The following is a 17228-nucleotide window of genomic DNA, read 5'->3' as shown; positions in this document are numbered from 1 at the left end:
TTAAAGTGGGATGTTACCGTGCTTTTTACGCGGCATGTCCACCACTTTATTTTCCAGCATTTTAAAGCCCCTGATCAGTTTTTTACGTGCCTGTTCCGGAACGATCACCTCGTCTATATAACCTTTTTCCGCCGCCAGGTAGGGGTTGGAAAAGCGATTGGTGTATTCGTCTACCAGTTCGTTCATGCGTACTTCTGCATTGGAAGCGCTGTCAATATCTTTTTTGAAGATGATCTCTACCGCGCCTTTGGCTCCCATCACCGCAATTTCTGCCTGTGGGAATGCGAAGTTCAGGTCTGCACCGATGTGTTTGGAGTTCATCACGCAATAAGCGCCGCCGTAAGCTTTGCGGGTGGTGATGGTGATACGCGGAACGGTGGCCTCGCTTAATGCGTACAACAGTTTGGCGCCGTTAGTGATGATCGCATTCCATTCCTGGTCGGTACCCGGCAAAAAGCCCGGTACATCTACCAGTACGAGCAATGGAATATTAAATGCATCACAGAAGCGGGTGAAACGTGCACCTTTTACAGAAGCGTGAATGTCGAGCACACCTGCCAGGTGCGCGGGCTGGTTGGCCACGATGCCGATGCTTCTGCCGGCAATGCGGGCGAAGCCTACGATGATGTTTTCTGCAAAGTCTTTGTGTACTTCTAAAAAGCTCTCCGCATCCACCAGCTCGGCGATCACCTCTTTCATATCGTAAGGCTGGTTCGGATTTTCGGGGATGAGCGTATTGAGGGCCGGGCGTTCTTCCGCGGCAGGTTCGTAAGGATAGACAGGTGCATCGTCCTGGCAGTTCTGCGGCATATAACTCAGCAACTGTTTCAGATTTTGGATACATTCCAGTTCATTGGCGCAGGCAAAGTGCGTCACACCGCTTTTGGAGGCATGCGTTTGCGCACCGCCCAGTTCTTCGGAGGTCACTTCTTCGTGGGTAACCGTTTTTACCACGTTAGGCCCGGTTACGAACATGTAAGAAGTTTGCTCCACCATGAGGATAAAGTCGGTAATGGCAGGGGAGTACACCGCACCACCTGCACAAGGGCCCATAATCGCCGACAGTTGCGGAATAACGCCGGAAGCACGGGTGTTACGGTAAAATATGTCAGCATATCCACCTAAACTCACCACACCTTCCTGTATCCTGGCGCCGCCGCTGTCATTCAGGCCTATGATCGGCGCGCCATTCTGCATGGCCAGGTCCATGATCTTCACGATCTTTTCTGCATGCGGCTCGCTTAAGCTGCCACCGTACACGGTAAAGTCCTGCGAATACACGTAAACCAGGCGTCCGTTGATGGTGCCGTAACCGGTAACTACACCGTCACCCAGGAAGGCCTCCTGGTCGAGGGTGAGCCCTTTGTTATTATTGCTCACCAGCATGCCCATTTCTTCGAATGAGCCTTCGTCCAGCAACAGCGTGAGCCGTTCGCGGGCGGTGAGTTTTCCTTTCTTGTGTTGGGAATCTATACGTGCCTGGCCTCCGCCCAATTGGGCAGCCGCTGTTTTGGTATGCAGTTGTTCAATTTTGCTCATGGAACTGAAAATGAGGAGTAAAGCTAAAAAATAAAAGGATTCCCTCCGTTGGGAATCCTTTATTTATATAAGTTGATACATCACCTATCGATGATAAATGCGGATAGGAGGTGTTACGATCGTATCGCTGATGTTCTTGGAATTGTCCTGCACATAAATGCGGAAGTAGATAGAGTCGTTATCCTGGTAGCCTTCAGGATTGGGAATTACGTACGTATTGTCCAGCAGCAGCTGCACCTCTGCTTTCAGGTTGGTACCTTTGTAGGCGCCGATGCCGGGCATACGCCTGGGATCGTAGTTGAGTGTCGTTGTGGAAGTGGTCCAGTTGGTTTGAATGAAGAGTGTATCTTCGATATCGCCATCACCGTCTGCCACGTCCAGCGTTACCACCAGGTTGCCCTGGAAGCCGGCTGGTATTTCTGGTACGGAATAGCTTTTAAACTTGATAACAGGCTTATCATCCCCATTCTCTTCTTTGGAACATCCCATCACCGTTGTAAGTAAAACTGCGCTTAAAATGAACAATTTCTTCATATAACAAACGTACGTTAAATTAACCAATATGCCAATACGGGACCAAACCGTTCCCGTTCCCTTATAAAACGTGTGATACGTCACTTTGTTACGTCGCGGTTGCCACAGTTACAAAAAAAGGCCGGCGCGGCATGTTTGCTTAAATCCTACCTTTGTGGCCGGATAAAAGTGCCGTATTTTTTTACATGGACCAGGCGTTTACGAACAGGATATTTAACTTACAGGAGCAGGGCTTGAAGCTGCCGCACTCGATCTTTTCCGGTACCAATACCAGGAAAATACGATTTACCGGGCGTACGTAGATGCGTTGCGGGTAAAGCCGGCGCAAGTAAACAGCCTGCTGCGTATCCCTTTTTTACCGATCCAGTTCTTTAAAAGTCACCGGGTGGTGTGCGGCCAGTTTGAGCCGGAAGTGGTGTTCGAAAGCAGCGGCACGACCCAGACGATCAACAGCCGTCACGAAGTAAAGGATGCAGACATCTATCAAAGAAGTTACCTCACTTGTTTTGAACAGTTTTACGGCCCGGTAAGCGACTACGTGGTACTCGGACTGCTACCATCTTACCTCGAGCGCAAATCCTCTTCGCTGGTGCATATGGTGCAGGATATGATCGCCCGCAGCGGTCAGCCTGAAAGCGGCTTTTACCTCTATGAACATGATAAGCTGAAGTCGACCCTCGAAGCACTGGAAGCCCAGGGACGTAAAGTATTGCTCATCGGCGTTACGTTCGGCCTCCTCGATTTCGCGACCAACTATGAGTTACAGCTGAAAAATACCATCGTCATGGAAACCGGGGGCATGAAAGGCCGCCGGGAGGAGTGGACGCGGGAAGAAGTACATGCTTACCTGAAGGATCGCCTGGGCGTACAGCAGGTGCATGCCGAATATGGAATGACCGAGCTGCTGAGCCAGGCCTACTCACTGGCCGACAGCCGTTTTCACACACCCGCCTGGATGAAAGTGCTGGTGCGTGACGAAAACGATCCCTTCCAGCTTTTCGAGCGCAGCGCCCCCGGCGTGATCAACGTGGTGGACCTCGCCAATATCTACTCCTGCGCCTTTATCGCCACTGAGGACATAGGCCGCCTGCAGGCCGACGGCAGCTTTGCCGTACTTGGCCGCCTCGATAACTCCGCCCTGAGAGGTTGCAGCCTGATGGTGAGCTAGCGATATTGAAAATATTCTTCATGTTTAGCCGGAATTTTGCTAAGTTGGCAGCATTAAACTATCCCTATGATAAAACCAATGCTGCTGGCGGTGGCATTTTCGCTGTGTACGCAGGTACTGCATGCACAGTTGTTGAAGAAGATCACCGGCAGGAACAAAGAGAAGACCGAACAGACCGAAGACGCCGATACGGGAGAGGCGATCTTCAATACCTCCCGCAACACCACGGCACAGGCCAATCCTGCGCTGATCATTGGTGGCGACGAACGGGTAACAATCGACTCCAGCTACGATTATGATATAGCTGTTTACCAGGAGTCTGCCGCCTTCCAGGGTAACCAGCTGGTGATCGACGGCGGCGAGGAGATCGTTATTTATTACAGCAGCAAAAACGCGCACTTCTGCATACAGTTAAATAGCCGCAGTACCCGTACTAAATATTACTTCTTCGGGGATTTTAATAAGGAGTCGCAATTAAGCCTGGCGGGGGTAGACAAGATTGCAAGCGGCGACAAAACCAAACTCGATCTCAATACTATGGAGCCCGTGTACCCCGGCGAGATCGGTTACCTGGGCCAGTTACTGAAAACCGGCGCCAAGCGCGTAATTGCCGGCGTGGCCTGTGAGGAGTATGTGGCCAATAACTACCGCCACCATGCCCGGGTAACCAATACCAACCACGCGAAAGTCACCGCCCACGTATGGATCCCGATGGACCCGCACACACTGTTCCCCGGTTACAGCTTCATTCCCGATCACTATAAAGCCGAGATCGATACCATGCGCATCCAGGGTTCCTATCCGCCGGTAGTAATGCCGCTGGAAATGTTTTTGCAATATGGTAATGGGGATAAGGTGTATACATATACCCGGGAAATCATTTTCGGAGAGGGAAGAAGGGTGATGCTGACGGATATTATTAAGTAGAACGAAGATGCTTGTAATACGAGGGCTGGCCGGTTTGTACGGTCAGCCTTTTTTGCATCATGCAACCGCTGGCCGACTTAAAACGGTCGGCCTTTTGCACCATGAAAAGACCAACTGTTACGGTCAGCCCCTTTGCATCATGCAACCGCTGGCCGACTTAAAACGGTCAGCCTTTTTTTGCATCTCAGTAGTTCCCGCAGGTTTATTTTCAGTGGAATTACGAATAATTAGCGTGCGCAGGCGTGGTACATTTGCAGCTGTGTTTAGTTACTCCTACGTACCCGCTCACATAAAACAGTAGAACCAATGCTAAGGAAACGCATGCTCATCGCCGCTTTAGGCGTTACATTTTTTACCGCCTGTTCAAAGGAAGCTTCCCTGCCGGAAGGTCCGGAGAAAGGCGCGGAAGCTCCGGCGGGTAAACCGAAAGGACCATTTGATCCTGCTGCTCCCATTGTTACGGTGCGGGCTGCCATTACGGTAGGCAAAGTACGGTACGACAGCATCCCCGGCACTTTGTCAATCATCGCCTGGGACACCCTTCAGGCTTCCAGGGAAACAACAGTTGCCCTAAAACCGGGTCCTAACGACATTGCCCTGCCAGCCGGTGCGGTAAAGTATCAGCTTAAACTTTCGAAATGGGGCGTTACGGCCGATACGACCGTACAGGCAGCCGATCTTGCTAAAATAGATAAGATCATACTGGCTGCATCCAAAGCGGCTAAACGCCTCACCGGGGAAGAAAAATACACTTCTGTAGGTAATACCTGGCGTGCTGACAGCAAATCCAAATACAGCTACCAGGCCGACGGTAACCTCGAATCGGTGTTGTACTACGGCAGGCGGGCGGGTAAAGAAGGCCTGTTCATCAACATGGAAGACTTTTTCGTGTACGAGGGCGGTCGCCTTACAACGGTGAAGCGCTATGACGAAAATGGCGACCTGTGGATAGCAACCCACCTGGGTTATAATGACGCGGGCGAGTTGATCTCACTCAAAGAAAATAAAGAAGATAAAAGCGGCACCAGCGCGGCGATCAATTATCTGCCCGAACGTGCGCAGGTGAAGTTTAACTACCAATACGCCAATGGTAACACGATGGGTTACACGCAGCAGTACCGCAACGGCAACCTGGTGGAAGATGCTGCTTACAGCAGCCGTGGTGGATCCGAAACGAGTAAGTACAGATACGACTTTTTCATCAACCCGTTTGCACAACTCAATTACCCCGATATGTTCCTGAGCCGCCGTTCCAAGCATAACCGCACGGGCGAGGAAAAAAATTATGGAGGAAATATTCCTTCTTCGGTACCGTATGAATTTACCTATACGTACGACGAGGATGGGTATCCTATCCAGTTGCTCACCAGCTTTAAAGGTTTTATGAGTAACGAGCACCTCTTTACGATCAAAACCGTGTATAAATATTAATTGGCGCGGAACGCAGAGGCGTGGGCTTGTCGGGTATCCGGCAGGCCCTTTTTGCTACCGGTCATTAAAAAAGCCCCGCCGGTGATGACGGGGCTTTTGCTATATAAGAAAAAGTTTGTGCTATTTAACGGGCGCTTCTGCCGCATCCCATTTCTGTTTTTCCGGGAAGATGTCGAGTGCCACCATGGTACGGAAATTCACGCTCCGGTTCAGCATAAATGGTACTACAAACGCGGCCAGCAGTTGTATTAAGATCATACGGTTGCCGAATGCGCTGCTCAACGGCACGTGCTGAATGTACAGCGTTACAAAAGTTATGAGCAGAAACAGGCCGGCGTTGATGAGGGCGATCGCTCTCACTTTGTTTTTGGGCTGCAGCAGCATCGTTAATAAAGTGAAACCTGCGAAGGCGAATACGTAATACACCACCACTCTGCGGGTGATAACGGCAAACCATTCTTCCAGCCCCAGGTTTACATTAAAACGAGAAAAGAATAACATAAAAACGGTGGTGATAACGAAATAAAGCAGCATTTCTAAGGCTAACAGCGCGAGGGTGTAACCCATCTTCCTGATCATCATGTGTCGGTTTTTTATAGGGATAAGGATTTGAGGCAGCAAGATAGGTGTTTTCAGGAGAAACGAACGTGTGATATTAAAAACAAGGGGCGTTACCGTTAGATAGCGCCCCTTGCCAGCTTATTTTTGTGCGTCTGCCAGCTTTAATGCGGCGGTAGACGTGTAATATTTCGACAGCATGCAGGGAACTTCCCAGGCGGGCAAACCAGTGTTGAGGTAGCCCAGGAAACGTTGCAGCACCTGCGAGAAATGCGCCTCGTGCCCATCCTTATATTTCTCAGGGATGTTTACCTTGTAGCCCGTGGCGATCTTTTCTACTGCCACACCGGGGTATTTGGTGTTGAGTTGCGTTACTACCTGCGTAAGCGCCGTGGCAAAGGCCGTGTCGTTCTTGGCCGGGCGAATGTACAGGGTGGGCTTAAAGTTTTCTTCCTTGCCTTGTTTGATTTCCAGTGAGGACAGGCTGCCTTTCACCAGCGCGTAATGCGTATCACCGCCTTCTTCTGCTTTATACTCCCAACGGGCGATCACTTTTACGAATACGCCTTTGAGGGAATAGGTGACCTCACCGTTGCCGCGGGCGTTCAGCACCGAATCTTTTACGAGTGGCTGTAAAAAATCAGGGAACTCGCTTTGCTGGGTGATAGAAGTGAATTGTGATTTAGTGAGCGGCGTAGGCCAGTTGCGCGCAGCCACCACGTTGATGTCTTTAGTATGATCAATCGCCGTTTCTGGAAAACAGGCCCATTGTGCCAGGTCGATGAGGTGTACGCCCACATCGGCAATGGCATCGCCTTGCTGACCGGCATCGAAGAACCAGGAGGGGCGTACCAGCGTCTTGCCGGATACGTTCTTGAAATAGAAATGGACGCTTTCGATCAGCACCGCTGGTGCATCTTGCGAGCCTTTCTGCAGTTCACCGAATACGGTGGGTTGCTGCATTAATTCTTTCTGCAGCATGTTGCTGATCTCCGACCGTTCGGTCATAATATCGTACAGCAACACTTTTTTATCTGCAGCGGTTTTAAACGCGGCTTCCAGTTGGGGAAAGGCAGCCGGGGTGATCACCATCGGTTTGTCGCTCAAAACATTCAAACCGGCTTCTATGGATTTGGAGATGTAATCTGTTTTGCGTTTGTTGTTGCCTGCCAGTACGACCACGTTGCCTGGTTTGTCCGCCAGCATTTTCTCAAAATAGTCCGCGCCCTTGTACACCTGTTCTGACCAGCTGGTGGGCGATTCGGCTCTTTCATTGTATTGTTTGATCAATGCCAGGTGTGCCTCCAGCTCTTTGCCTTCCGGCGCGTATACGTGCACAACGGAGTCAATGCCGGCAGACATACTTTTCTGCACGAGCGCTGAGTGGAAGTGGCCTGGATCGACGGTGATTAGTTTTACCATATTGGAATCGGCGGTGGCCGTTTTAGGTGCAGACTGCTGGCAGCTTTGGGTAGCGAGGGCACTGGCAACCAGCGGTAAAAGATAGCGGTATCGTTTCATGAAATGGATTGTTTTCAAATTTAATAAGGTAACGGATCATTGGGTGATATAGCCCGGGCTTTGCGGTAGTCCGGCAGCCTTTTATTGCCGGCCGCCCATTGTATGCCGCCCAATACATGTTTCAGGAACAGCGGATCTTTATAAGTGGTGCTATCGTGCCCGAAAGAAGTGTACCACTGCCGGCCGCCGTCAAACTCGTGGCACCAGACTGCCGGGAAGCTGTTGCCGTAAAACCTGCCGCCGGCGTAGCTATCACGATCTTTGTCCTGCACGCTGTTTAAATCATTTACCATCAGCACATGCAGATCGGGATTGATTTCTTTCACGTAATAGCATTCTGTTTGTTGTTCCCACACCTTCGGTAAAAATGATGTGGAAGGATGGGTGCTGTCGATCACGATTTGTTTATAACGTTGATAAGGCGGATGCCGTACGAAGCTGCCACCCATCATGCGTTTAAACCAGGGCCAGTTACGTTCGGTGCCAGTGGCAGAATGAACGCCTACTACGCCTCCGCCCGCCTGCACGTAATGCATTAACGCCAGCTTTTGCGTATCGTTATCAAAAACATCATTATTGGTATTGTGGAAGATGAGTACCTGGTATTGCTTTAACCGCTCATTGGTAAAGTAAGCCGGATCATCGGTAACATCTATGCCGAAGCCATTGTCCCGGGCCAGTTGACGCAGCGCTGCCGTGCCGGCAGCGATATTATTATGCACATAGCCTTTGCCGTTTTTGGTGTACACCAGTACGCGCACGCCTTTCCACGAAAAGCGTTCTTTCTTCGGCGGCACAAAGGCGGTGAGTAGTATGGCGGCCAATATCGTCCAGAATAGTTTCATAACGGGCTGTGATGACTGGCAACAATATAAGGCGGATTTATAGAAACGACAAACGGCGGTAGAAACCGCCGCCTGTTCTCTTCAATATATAAAATTAAAACCTCTCGAATAGTTCCATGAACTCCTGTCGTCGCGACCGGGAAATGGTGATATTGGCACCATCGCTCATCAGCACATAACCGCCTTCGCCGCGAATGTATTTATGAATGTGGTTCATGTTGACCAGGTACGAATTATGAATACGGAAAAAGTCGGGACCGGAGAGGGCCTCGTCAATCTCCTTCAACACTTTCGATACAACGATCTTTTTATTATTGACCAGCATTACGATGGTATAGTTGCTTTCGGCCTGACAGTAAATAATATCACTGGTGGGCACGAACAGCAGTCCGTCGCTGGTGGTGAGTGCAATACGGGGAATAGTGGGCTTTTGCGCCTGGCGGATGCCCTGCATGAGCATTTCGATCTGCTCGCGGGTGGGCGCCGTTCTGCGGTCTTCGATGCGGCGGATCGTCTCTTTAAGATCGTCCGGGTCAACGGGTTTGAGCAGATAATTGAGCGCGCTGTATTTAAAGGCGCGTATCGCAAACTGGTCGTAGGCCGTACAAAATACCACGTCAAAGTTGATCCTGGGGAATTGCTCCAGCATATCAAAGCCGTTCATATGTGGCATTTCAATATCGAGAAACACAAGGTCGGGCTGGTATTGCTGGATGGCTGCAATGCCTTTCATGGCATCGTTACACATCGCTTCGATCTTTACCTGCGGGCAGTAAGTTTTCAGGAGCCATTCCATCATTTCGAGGCTGTTCCTTTCATCGTCTACAAGTATGCAGCGTATCATGGTTAAACGGGGATTTTTAAGATGACTTTTGTACCGGCCGCACTTTGGTCCGGCTCGTACAGGTTAATGATGTCCACGCTGGCATTCAGCGCGGCGTGTTTGTTGAGCAGGCTTAGCCTGTTTTCGGTAATCTTCATGCCCAGCGATTTCTTCGTGGTGGCCGTTTTGCTTTTTAGTTCCTGTGCCTTTTCGCGGCCAATGCCGTTGTCTTCTATGGTGCATTGCAGCATTCCTTCCTGGGGCATGCACAATTCTATTTTCAGGTGACCGACGGTTTGTTTATGTAACAGTCCGTGCCAGATGGCATTTTCCACGTAAGGCTGAATGATCAGGGGCGGTACTTCTACGCTGTCGGGATTTACATTGCGTTGCACCACGATTTCGTACGAAAACTTCTTATCGAACCGGAGCGCTTCCATGTCAATATACAATTTTAAAGCTTCCAGTTCATTACTGAGGATCACATGTTTGCTGTTGGAGTTGTCCAGTATCAGCCTTATTAATTTGGCGAATTTGGTCAGGTACAGTGATGCGGTGGCCTGGTCGCTTTTCACGATGTAGCGGTTAATGGAATTAAGACAATTAAAAATAAAGTGAGGGTTCATTTGTGCCCTCAGCGCCTGCATTTCCATATCTGCCATTTTTTGTTGAGTATCCATCAGTATGCGCTCAGCAGCTCTTTTTTCGGCCTCTGCGCGGGCTCTTGCGATCTTATTTGCACACAAGGACGCAATTGTTGTGAGGATAGACAAATGCTTTTGAGTAAAAAACCTTTTTTGTGAGTGTTCGCAGTCAATTACGCCGAGTACCTGGTCGCCGAACACAATAGGCACCGTAATTTCCGAATAACGTACCTTATCGTCCACGATATACCGCGGATCTTTCGTGGTGTCGTGAATGATCTCGGCCTTGCCCGTAGCGGCCACGCTGCCTGTAATACCGCGACCCACCGGAATTTCCAATGGTGTTTTTACTTCGAAACGCAGGTGGCTCTTAGGGCCGTGAGCGGCCTTTTGAACGAGCACATTCCTTTCCTCATCCACCAGGTAGATAACGCAGTCCTCAAAGTGCAGGCGGCCAATACAGTTGCGGGCTACATCCCACAAGATATGATCGGTTTGCTGATGCTCGTACAGGCTGGATGCGAAATAATTAATGGCCTGCTCGGTGTCCAGTTCCTCTTCTTTCTCCTTCAGCTTGCGGTTGCGGTTGCGCACGTACATCCACAGGGCGAACACACCGAACAAAATCACCGGTGCCAGGAACCACCATTTACGCCAATAGGGCGCATCAATGCGAAAGCCGAAGTTCTTCTTGGCGGGTATCCAGTCCACCCCGTTAAGACTCGCCTGCACCTGCAGTTCGTACTTGCCTGGTGGCAGGGAGATGAGTCGTACTACGTTGTTGTTGCCCAGGAATTTCCAGCTGGTATCCAGCCCGGCTAGCTGGTACCTGTATTGTACTTTGTCGGGATTGTTGAAGTACGGGCAGCTGAACGTGAAGTCCAGCGTGTTTTGCGAGTAGCTCAGCGTGGGCTGGTCGCCCAATTCATAAATGAGCGTATCGTTGTTGTTGATGCGGATTTGCGAAAAGATAACCGGCGGCGTTTGGTCATTGTTTAAGAGGGTAGGAGAAGTTAAATAATTGATGCCGTTGTTGCCGCCAAAGAAAAGTGTACCTGCCTTGCTCACCAGCCAGGCGTTGTTGTTAAAGCCGTACCCCTGCACATTATCCGTATGATCGAACAACTGCAGCTGATTGGTATGCGGATCGAAGCGATAGATGCCGTTTTCCGAAGCGGCCCAAATCACATCCTGCTGGTCCTGGTAAAGAATATTGATGAACGCCTGTGCAAATGCCGGCGCCGCCATCAGCTGTACGATGACCTTGCCGTGCGCGTACTTTGCGATGTAGAGTTTCCCGTTTACGGCAAATAATAACTGGTTGTCCGCACGCATGTAACCAGCGCTTACAAACGTCGAGCTGTCCGGATAACTCACTGCTCCCAAATACTGCATGTCCGCATCAAAGCAGTGCAGGCCGCGATTAGTCGCCAGCCACACAATGCCATCGGTACCCTGGAAGGCGTTGTTCGTGTTTTGGTGAGCCGCCGGGTTGTTCAGCGTATCCATCTCGTAAGTGCGGCCATCCAGCAAGTACAGCGCATCACGGCCCATGAACAGATGATGCCCGTTCCGCAATGTAAGAATATCATCGAAAAAGTCCTGCTCCGCCAGTTTGCGTACATACTCATTTGCATAACGCGGACGGCTATAACGTTTCGTAGACGGCTCGAAAAGCCAGGGACCGAAGTTGGTAGGCCCAAGTATGAGGTAACGCCCGTCGTAGCTCATACCCCGAATGGACGGATGTTGTAATTGTTTCGCAGAACCGGGCATAGGTTCAAAGAACTGCCATTTACCGCTTTGCTGCTGCCATGAAACGAAGCCCGCACCCGTTGCCATCCAAATGTTACCCTGCTTATCTTCCAGCATACGGCGCACATTGTTCACGGCAATAGAACGGTCGTTGGTAAATGAGCTGATACGCACCAGGCCGAACTCCGACTGCTGCAGCGGGAACCTCGCCATGCCATCGATCGTAGCCATCCAGGCGTATCCCCAGGGGTCGGTGAAAGCGTAGCTGGCATAGTCGCCAGCAAGTACAGGCAGGCCGTTTACAAAGAAACGCAGCGGAATATACGTACCTTCTTTGAGGTGATATTCGAAGATGCCCTGTGCGGCTACCACGAGGAAACGATTCGCATCCAGCCGGGTGAAACAACGAACGGTTAGCAGCTCGTTATTATAGACCACCGGCGTAATCCGCTGCGCGCGAAAGTTGTACCAGTAACTGTTGTTGTTCCAGCTGCTGACCATTACACTGTCTTCGTTGATGGCGAAGATGGATTTGTAATCATGGAGCGGCAGGCTTCGCGTACGGTGCGCCGTGCTGTGATAGGCGTACAAACTATCCTTTGCATAAAAGAACGTGTGCCCGTAACTGGTGGTAAAAGTGGGGTCGAAAGCACGTGTATCGGTTAATTCGGAAAGGGCGGGGCGGAAGATGCCGGTGGCTTCGTCGTATTTCAAAAATCCTTCGCGGGTGAGCAGCCAGACAGACTTGTCGCGATGCTCGAATATTTTGCCCGGTGTACTACCGGTAACCGTTAGCGGTTGAAACCCACGGAAATCGTCTTTATAACGGAATACGCCTTTGGCCGTAAGCACCCAGATGCGGCCGTTGTGGTCGCAAAGCAGGCTGCTCATGCGGTCGGGCAGTGAAAAATCGCGGGTGTGTTTACCATCGAAGCGGGTGAGGGCGCGCGGCCCCAATATCCAGAGGTAACCTTGTGCATCGCGGGCGGCGGAAGTGATGGTGCCCCCCTTGATACCATAGGAATAGCCGAACATTTGCAGGTGGTAGTCGGGCAGTTGTGCCTGCGCCCGAAGGAGCGGCAGTATGCTTAACAGCCACAGGGCAGCCATTGCCCTTAAGTAAGATATTGGTCGCCTCGTATGCAAGCGGTAATCGGTTTAGGTAAAAGTTAGTCAGCGTTGTAACAAAAATAGCCGCTTCCGGGTATAAAAATAGGCCCGGAAGAAGTCCGGGCCTCTGTGCTTTGAGCCATTGGCTGATTTTATCGAGTGTTTAGCAGATAATCAGTTCGTGTGCAGTACGGCCGGTATCTCCTGGAGGTCCAGGAACACCAGTTTGTCTTTCTTCACTGCGTGGGCCACCATTTCATCTGCACCGGCCGAGGGGCCGCCTATACGAAGTACGGCGTCGCAGCGGTCGAGCAGCTGGATGGAAATGGGATGAAAGATCTCATTGAACACTGCGTCGCCGATCTGTTGCGAGCCGGCCATGTGAATGAGTGGCAATGCGAACCATTCGCCGAGTACCGGCAGATGGCCACGACGGTAAAGTTGCAGGGCCACGGTTTGCATATGGTCCACATTGGCCTGTATGCGCTTTGGGTCGTCGTTGGTGCCGGAGCGGTACGGGCCGGCGACGAGTATCATCAATGAGCGATTGGTATGTAGGTGCATATCGGGTAATTTAAGTGGGTGTAAATGGCCCGGCATGATGTGATGTTTCATACACGGGCCAATGCCAGCAGGGGCGGTTACTTTCCTTTTTGTGCATTCCAGAGTCCTTTTACTTCGTAGCTATTTTCCCATGAGCCGGTAATGGCATTCGTTTTTGAATCGTACGTACCGGTAAGGAACACCACGATGGTGGGATCGTCGAGGTATTTATACTGCGCTGTAAACTGGTCGCCTGTTACTTTCCAGGTGCCTGTAGCGGCAATGTCGCCGTCAGATTCAAGACGTTTCAGTGAGTGGTCGGAGCCCAGTTTCATGTAGAAAGATCCTACTGGCGGAGCTTCCGTTCCTTTACTCAGTTTGCCGCTCCACGAGCCGGCCAGGGGTGATGGGGCATCATCTTTTTTACAAGAGAACAAAAGGGTACAAGCAATGATTGCTGATAAGCATGTAAGTTTCATGATGTAGTGATTATTTTGATTTGCATGGCAAAGGTAGTATGGTGCTGCAGGCGGGCCTCAGGAGGCTGAGTGTTTGGCGGTGTTTTTTGAGCGCGTTGCGTGAATGCGTGTAATGTACGATGAACGGAGCGGGATGGCTGAAGTGAGTGACACAACGGGGGATGAATAGTGATGGAAAGCTGGCTGAATAAAGATGGCTACAAAAACAAAGAAGCTTTGCACAGGCAAAGCTTCTCGTTTTCTTTTTTGGGTTTTAACACCGCTGGTGTTGGTATGAATAGATTGTATTATTCTGAGTGCAATACTACAACATATCTTTCATTATTTCTGCATACTGAAGTAATAATTCAGCAGGAGCCGTTCGCAGTCCTAATCTTCGGCTGATACCCATAGTACGGCGGCCTCCAGCTCATTGGTGCGAAACCCTTTGAACTCGCCGGGTACCAGGTAGCTAAAGGCGTCCGTAAACTTATTAATGTTTTCTGAATCAGTAAGAATGGCGGCACGGTGCCACTTCGTAAGCTGTTTAATGCCCAACAGCGCATCCTGCACCCAGGCGCCGCCTGTAAAGTTTTTGATATCGGTATCGATTACCATGAGGTAATTGAGTTTGCCGGTACGCTTCACTAGTTCCTGCACGGCTGGCAATACATCTGTTTCAAAATCTTCTTTGGTTACCTCTCCACTCGCACGAAATGCGACGATGTTAGAAGGTACATTGGAAAGTTGTGAGATCATGGCTTTTTGTTTAACTATTACCGGGTAAATATTGTGCCACCGTACGCCTAAACCTGCGCTGTGTATGATTCTCCACACTACTGGTGTTAGTAATTTATTAGCGAAAAATGGCACGGTTTTGTTAGTCGATAACTCAGCCATATCAAGTATTCACCGGAAAAAATCATGTTATGTTAGAAAAGCACTTTCATGCAGGAAATCCGGACGGACCAGGGGCAGAACATGTGATGAGGATGAAGGACGAACAGTTGAGAGCCCTGGTGGAAAACACGCCGGATGCGATTACCAGATGGGATTCGAATTTCAGATTAGTGTTCGCGAACAACGCCTTCGCGGAGAAGAGCGGAACACCTGTAAACGAAGCCCTGGGCAAAACCAGTGTACAAATGGGGCATCCACCCGAGGTATCACATGCCTTCGTGGAAAAATTGCGGAAAGTATTTGAGACACAGCAGCCCCAGGAGCACTACAATTACTATCCGTCTCCGGAAGGGAACCTTTATTTTCATTCGCGCATGGTACCCGAGTTTGCGGTAGATGGAACGGTAACCACGGTGCTGAACATTGCACGGGATATTACCCATACGCACAACATTAAAATAGAGCTGGAGGAGGTTAACCGCCGCTGTTGCATAAGGCGCGCCTGCAGGAAGCGCTGGTGGAGGAGCTGAGCACCTTTACGCGGGTGATTGGCGGGCAGTATACCGATGCATTACAGAAAGCATATACCTCGCTGGAGTTTTTGATTGGCAACGATGCACGCAACCTGAGCAACGAAGGCCGCGCCAGTCTGCGCCGTGTACAAGGCGGCCTGCAGCGCATGAAGCTGATGACCGACGACCTGGTGGCGTTCTCGAAGATAGAGGCCGACGAGGCCGGTTTGTCTGACGTGAATTTGAACCAGGTGCTTGAGATCGTGCAGGACGAGATGGAGGAAAAGCTGAATAGCTGTGAGCTGAAAGTGGTAGCAGGTGAATTGCCTGTTATACCGGGCTATGCGATGCTGATTTCCCTGTTGTTCTACCACCTGCTCGACAATGCCTGTAAGTTTGTGCGTAAGGGTCCGGAGCCGCAGGTGTCGGTACAGCACGAACTCGTGGAGGGGGCCGATCGTAGTTATCATGTCATCTCTTTCCGTGATAACGGTATTGGTTTCGAAGAGAGCAAAACGAGCGAAGTGTTCGAGTTGTTCATCCGCCATGAGGACAAGCAGCGTTACAAAGGATCGGGCATGGGCCTGGCGGTTTGTAAAAAAATAATGGACCTGCACGGCGGTTTGATTACCACCGAGAGTCATCCGGGAGAAGGCAGTTTATTTAGTTGCTGGTTTCCTCGTTAAGCGAGAATCTCTTTAAGCATGGCGGTTAAAATATCGATCGTCGGCGGTTTAACGATACAGGTGGCGGCACCGAGTTGTTTCGCATGACGACGTGTTTCTTCGCTGATAGAATTAGAATAGATGATGAGCGGTGTGTTTTGTAATTGTTCTATTTTTTTGATCGCCTGTAAACATTCCAGCCCGTTTGTGCGGGGCATATTGTAATCGATAAATATATAGTCCGGGGAGGTGTTGGTAAGCATTACCAACGCTTCTTCCGGACTTTCTGCATAAGAGCAGCTGTAGGCTGCCGGAATGCCTTCCAGTGCTTCTATAAAGATTTCCAGCTCATCGCGGTCATCGTCGATAATAAGAATTTGTTTCTGCATCTAGCGCTTGTTTTAGTTAATACTGTTCGCTGCGGACCTGCCGCCGGAAAAGGCCAATCTGTCGATTCAAAAGGGTTTACGAAAAATGGCGAAAGGAGATAGCTGCTGTAACATAGCGGGAAGCTATTGATACACGCATGCCAATAGTAACGGGTTACAATCAGAAATGTAAAGGGAAAGATGTATAAGCAATACACACGGAGAGTGGTGTGATCGTAGCATAAAAATAGTATTAAAACGGCTAATTGCAAATTAATTTTGAATGAGTTACATCGCAACAGTAGCCTCATTGCTGCGCATAAAAAAGCCAGTGGGGAACCACTGGCTTATTACATCTGAACTTCTATTTGCTATTATAATTTTATGATGTCGCGTTAATGAACGTCCGTCGTACCTGTCGGTAACAAAGCTAAGATAGACATATAAATTATTTATAGAGCGTTAAATTATTCAATGTGTATAAAAATGCTCTGAAGCAAATTATGTGGATAACTCGGTTGTTTACCTGTACCAATAATTCTGGATGAACCCGAAAGCGCTGATACTAAACTCGCTGCCCCCCTTGGCAATCAGGAAAATATCGTGTACCCCCATCGCGTTAGGCATATGTCCGACCAGTTTGGCCGAATAAACCGTATCTGCCGTGTAGGGTATTTCCAGCGTGCCTATTTTTTTACCGCGTACATGATCTAACCGGAACTCGAGCCGGCCGGTACCGGTTTTATCGGCACAGGTAACCATAACTTCAAAACCCACTTGCCCCATATTCAGGTTAATTTGCCTGAAGCCGAGGATCGTGCCTTTTTTCATTACAAATTCATTGTCCTTTGGTTTGGGAAGGGGAGGCGCAGCATTATTCTGCCCGCGTGCGGGCAAAACAATGAAAGTGAACATAGCTATCGTAAT

At 50.0% G+C, this 17228-nt stretch carries 18 protein-coding genes; 6 read left to right on the top strand and 12 right to left on the bottom strand.

All coding sequences use genetic code 11. The features are described 5' to 3' along the window. Together MKQ68_RS14475 and MKQ68_RS14470 are read right to left on the bottom strand one after the other, a co-directional pair. Positions 1-1539, bottom strand: a complete 1539-nt coding sequence (locus MKQ68_RS14475; RefSeq protein WP_264279750.1) for an acyl-CoA carboxylase subunit beta — start codon at positions 1537-1539, stop codon at positions 1-3. Between the two features lie 84 nt (positions 1540-1623). Beyond that, a complete protein-coding gene (locus MKQ68_RS14470; protein WP_264279749.1) occupies positions 1624-2073 on the bottom strand; it encodes a hypothetical protein in 450 nt (149 codons plus the stop codon). 152 nt (positions 2074-2225) lie between these two features. On the opposite strand from MKQ68_RS14470, the gene MKQ68_RS14465 reads away from it, so the two are divergent. The 4 genes from MKQ68_RS14465 to MKQ68_RS14450 all read left to right on the top strand — a co-directional run bounded on the left by MKQ68_RS14465 (position 2226) and on the right by MKQ68_RS14450 (position 5599). Continuing rightward, positions 2226-2375, top strand: coding sequence for a hypothetical protein (locus MKQ68_RS14465; protein WP_264279748.1), 150 nt, complete (start codon positions 2226-2228; stop codon positions 2373-2375). A gap of 5 nt (positions 2376-2380) precedes the next feature. Further along, positions 2381-3241 (top strand): LuxE/PaaK family acyltransferase, encoded by an 861-nt coding sequence (locus MKQ68_RS14460; protein ID WP_264279747.1) that lies wholly within the window; start codon positions 2381-2383, stop codon positions 3239-3241. Between the two features lie 66 nt (positions 3242-3307). Then, positions 3308-4168, top strand: a complete 861-nt coding sequence (locus MKQ68_RS14455; protein ID WP_264279746.1) for a hypothetical protein — start codon at positions 3308-3310, stop codon at positions 4166-4168. A 306-nt stretch (positions 4169-4474) separates the two neighbouring features. Next, the gene (locus MKQ68_RS14450; protein WP_264279745.1) at positions 4475-5599 is read left to right on the top strand and encodes a hypothetical protein; all 1125 of its coding nucleotides are present in this window, start codon (positions 4475-4477) and stop codon (positions 5597-5599) included. A 120-nt stretch (positions 5600-5719) separates the two neighbouring features. Here the strand turns inward: MKQ68_RS14450 and MKQ68_RS14445 are convergent, their stop codons facing one another. The 8 genes from MKQ68_RS14445 to MKQ68_RS14410 form a co-directional block, all read right to left on the bottom strand. After that, a complete protein-coding gene (locus MKQ68_RS14445) occupies positions 5720-6181 on the bottom strand; it encodes a hypothetical protein (RefSeq protein WP_264279744.1) in 462 nt (153 codons plus the stop codon). A gap of 117 nt (positions 6182-6298) precedes the next feature. Next, positions 6299-7678, bottom strand: a complete 1380-nt coding sequence (locus MKQ68_RS14440; RefSeq protein WP_264279743.1) for a putative oxidoreductase C-terminal domain-containing protein — start codon at positions 7676-7678, stop codon at positions 6299-6301. A 20-nt stretch (positions 7679-7698) separates the two neighbouring features. Then, the gene (locus MKQ68_RS14435) at positions 7699-8523 is read right to left on the bottom strand and encodes a ThuA domain-containing protein (protein WP_264279742.1); all 825 of its coding nucleotides are present in this window, start codon (positions 8521-8523) and stop codon (positions 7699-7701) included. A gap of 94 nt (positions 8524-8617) precedes the next feature. Then, positions 8618-9367, bottom strand: a complete 750-nt coding sequence (locus MKQ68_RS14430; RefSeq protein ID WP_244839365.1) for a LytR/AlgR family response regulator transcription factor — start codon at positions 9365-9367, stop codon at positions 8618-8620. Between the two features lie 2 nt (positions 9368-9369). Further along, positions 9370-12855, bottom strand: a complete 3486-nt coding sequence (locus tag MKQ68_RS14425) for a histidine kinase (protein WP_264279741.1) — start codon at positions 12853-12855, stop codon at positions 9370-9372. Positions 12856-13029: 174 nt separating this feature from the next. Next, a complete protein-coding gene (locus tag MKQ68_RS14420; protein WP_264279740.1) occupies positions 13030-13419 on the bottom strand; it encodes a hypothetical protein in 390 nt (129 codons plus the stop codon). Between the two features lie 77 nt (positions 13420-13496). Further along, a complete protein-coding gene (locus tag MKQ68_RS14415; protein ID WP_264279739.1) occupies positions 13497-13877 on the bottom strand; it encodes a hypothetical protein in 381 nt (126 codons plus the stop codon). 369 nt (positions 13878-14246) lie between these two features. Beyond that, a complete protein-coding gene (locus tag MKQ68_RS14410) occupies positions 14247-14615 on the bottom strand; it encodes a SpoIIAA family protein (RefSeq protein WP_255860410.1) in 369 nt (122 codons plus the stop codon). Between the two features lie 170 nt (positions 14616-14785). Between MKQ68_RS14410 and MKQ68_RS14405 the strand changes: the two genes are divergently transcribed. After that, positions 14786-15286, top strand: coding sequence for a PAS domain-containing protein (locus MKQ68_RS14405; RefSeq protein ID WP_264279738.1), 501 nt, complete (start codon positions 14786-14788; stop codon positions 15284-15286). After that, positions 15244-15954: a sensor histidine kinase gene (locus MKQ68_RS14400; protein WP_264279737.1), complete on the top strand. Its 711-nt coding sequence runs from the start codon at positions 15244-15246 to the stop codon at positions 15952-15954. The genes MKQ68_RS14405 and MKQ68_RS14400 overlap by 43 nt, the downstream gene beginning before the upstream one ends. On the opposite strand, the gene MKQ68_RS14395 is transcribed toward MKQ68_RS14400, so the two are convergent. Next, positions 15951-16322: a response regulator gene (locus MKQ68_RS14395; protein ID WP_244839357.1), complete on the bottom strand. Its 372-nt coding sequence runs from the start codon at positions 16320-16322 to the stop codon at positions 15951-15953. The genes MKQ68_RS14400 and MKQ68_RS14395 overlap by 4 nt on opposite strands. 501 nt (positions 16323-16823) lie before the next feature. Next, positions 16824-17216, bottom strand: a complete 393-nt coding sequence (locus MKQ68_RS14390; protein WP_264279736.1) for a carbohydrate-binding protein — start codon at positions 17214-17216, stop codon at positions 16824-16826. Positions 17217-17228 lie beyond the last annotated feature (12 nt).

Origin of the sequence: Chitinophaga horti, assembly GCF_022867795.2 — a bacterium.
GTDB lineage: Bacteria > Bacteroidota > Bacteroidia > Chitinophagales > Chitinophagaceae > Chitinophaga > Chitinophaga horti.
Note: the sequence above shows the minus strand (reverse complement) of the source record. Positions and strands in the feature narration are given on the sequence as shown.

Bases quoted from the DNA above. Each gene is read 5' to 3' on its own strand.
- MKQ68_RS14475 (WP_264279750.1), bottom strand. From the start codon at position 1,539: ATGAGCAAAATTGAACAACTGCATACCAAAACAGCGGCTGCCCAATTG.
- MKQ68_RS14470 (WP_264279749.1), bottom strand. From the start codon at position 2,073: ATGAAGAAATTGTTCATTTTAAGCGCAGTTTTACTTACAACGGTGATG.
- MKQ68_RS14455 (WP_264279746.1), top strand. From the start codon at position 3,308: ATGATAAAACCAATGCTGCTGGCGGTGGCATTTTCGCTGTGTACGCAG.
- MKQ68_RS14450 (WP_264279745.1), top strand. From the start codon at position 4,475: ATGCTAAGGAAACGCATGCTCATCGCCGCTTTAGGCGTTACATTTTTT.
- MKQ68_RS14445 (WP_264279744.1), bottom strand. From the start codon at position 6,181: ATGATGATCAGGAAGATGGGTTACACCCTCGCGCTGTTAGCCTTAGAA.
- MKQ68_RS14440 (WP_264279743.1), bottom strand. From the start codon at position 7,678: ATGAAACGATACCGCTATCTTTTACCGCTGGTTGCCAGTGCCCTCGCT.
- MKQ68_RS14435 (WP_264279742.1), bottom strand. From the start codon at position 8,523: ATGAAACTATTCTGGACGATATTGGCCGCCATACTACTCACCGCCTTT.
- MKQ68_RS14430 (WP_244839365.1), bottom strand. From the start codon at position 9,367: ATGATACGCTGCATACTTGTAGACGATGAAAGGAACAGCCTCGAAATG.
- MKQ68_RS14425 (WP_264279741.1), bottom strand. From the start codon at position 12,855: ATGGCTGCCCTGTGGCTGTTAAGCATACTGCCGCTCCTTCGGGCGCAG.
- MKQ68_RS14420 (WP_264279740.1), bottom strand. From the start codon at position 13,419: ATGCACCTACATACCAATCGCTCATTGATGATACTCGTCGCCGGCCCG.
- MKQ68_RS14415 (WP_264279739.1), bottom strand. From the start codon at position 13,877: ATGAAACTTACATGCTTATCAGCAATCATTGCTTGTACCCTTTTGTTC.
- MKQ68_RS14410 (WP_255860410.1), bottom strand. From the start codon at position 14,615: ATGATCTCACAACTTTCCAATGTACCTTCTAACATCGTCGCATTTCGT.
- MKQ68_RS14405 (WP_264279738.1), top strand. From the start codon at position 14,786: ATGTTAGAAAAGCACTTTCATGCAGGAAATCCGGACGGACCAGGGGCA.
- MKQ68_RS14395 (WP_244839357.1), bottom strand. From the start codon at position 16,322: ATGCAGAAACAAATTCTTATTATCGACGATGACCGCGATGAGCTGGAA.
- MKQ68_RS14390 (WP_264279736.1), bottom strand. From the start codon at position 17,216: ATGTTCACTTTCATTGTTTTGCCCGCACGCGGGCAGAATAATGCTGCG.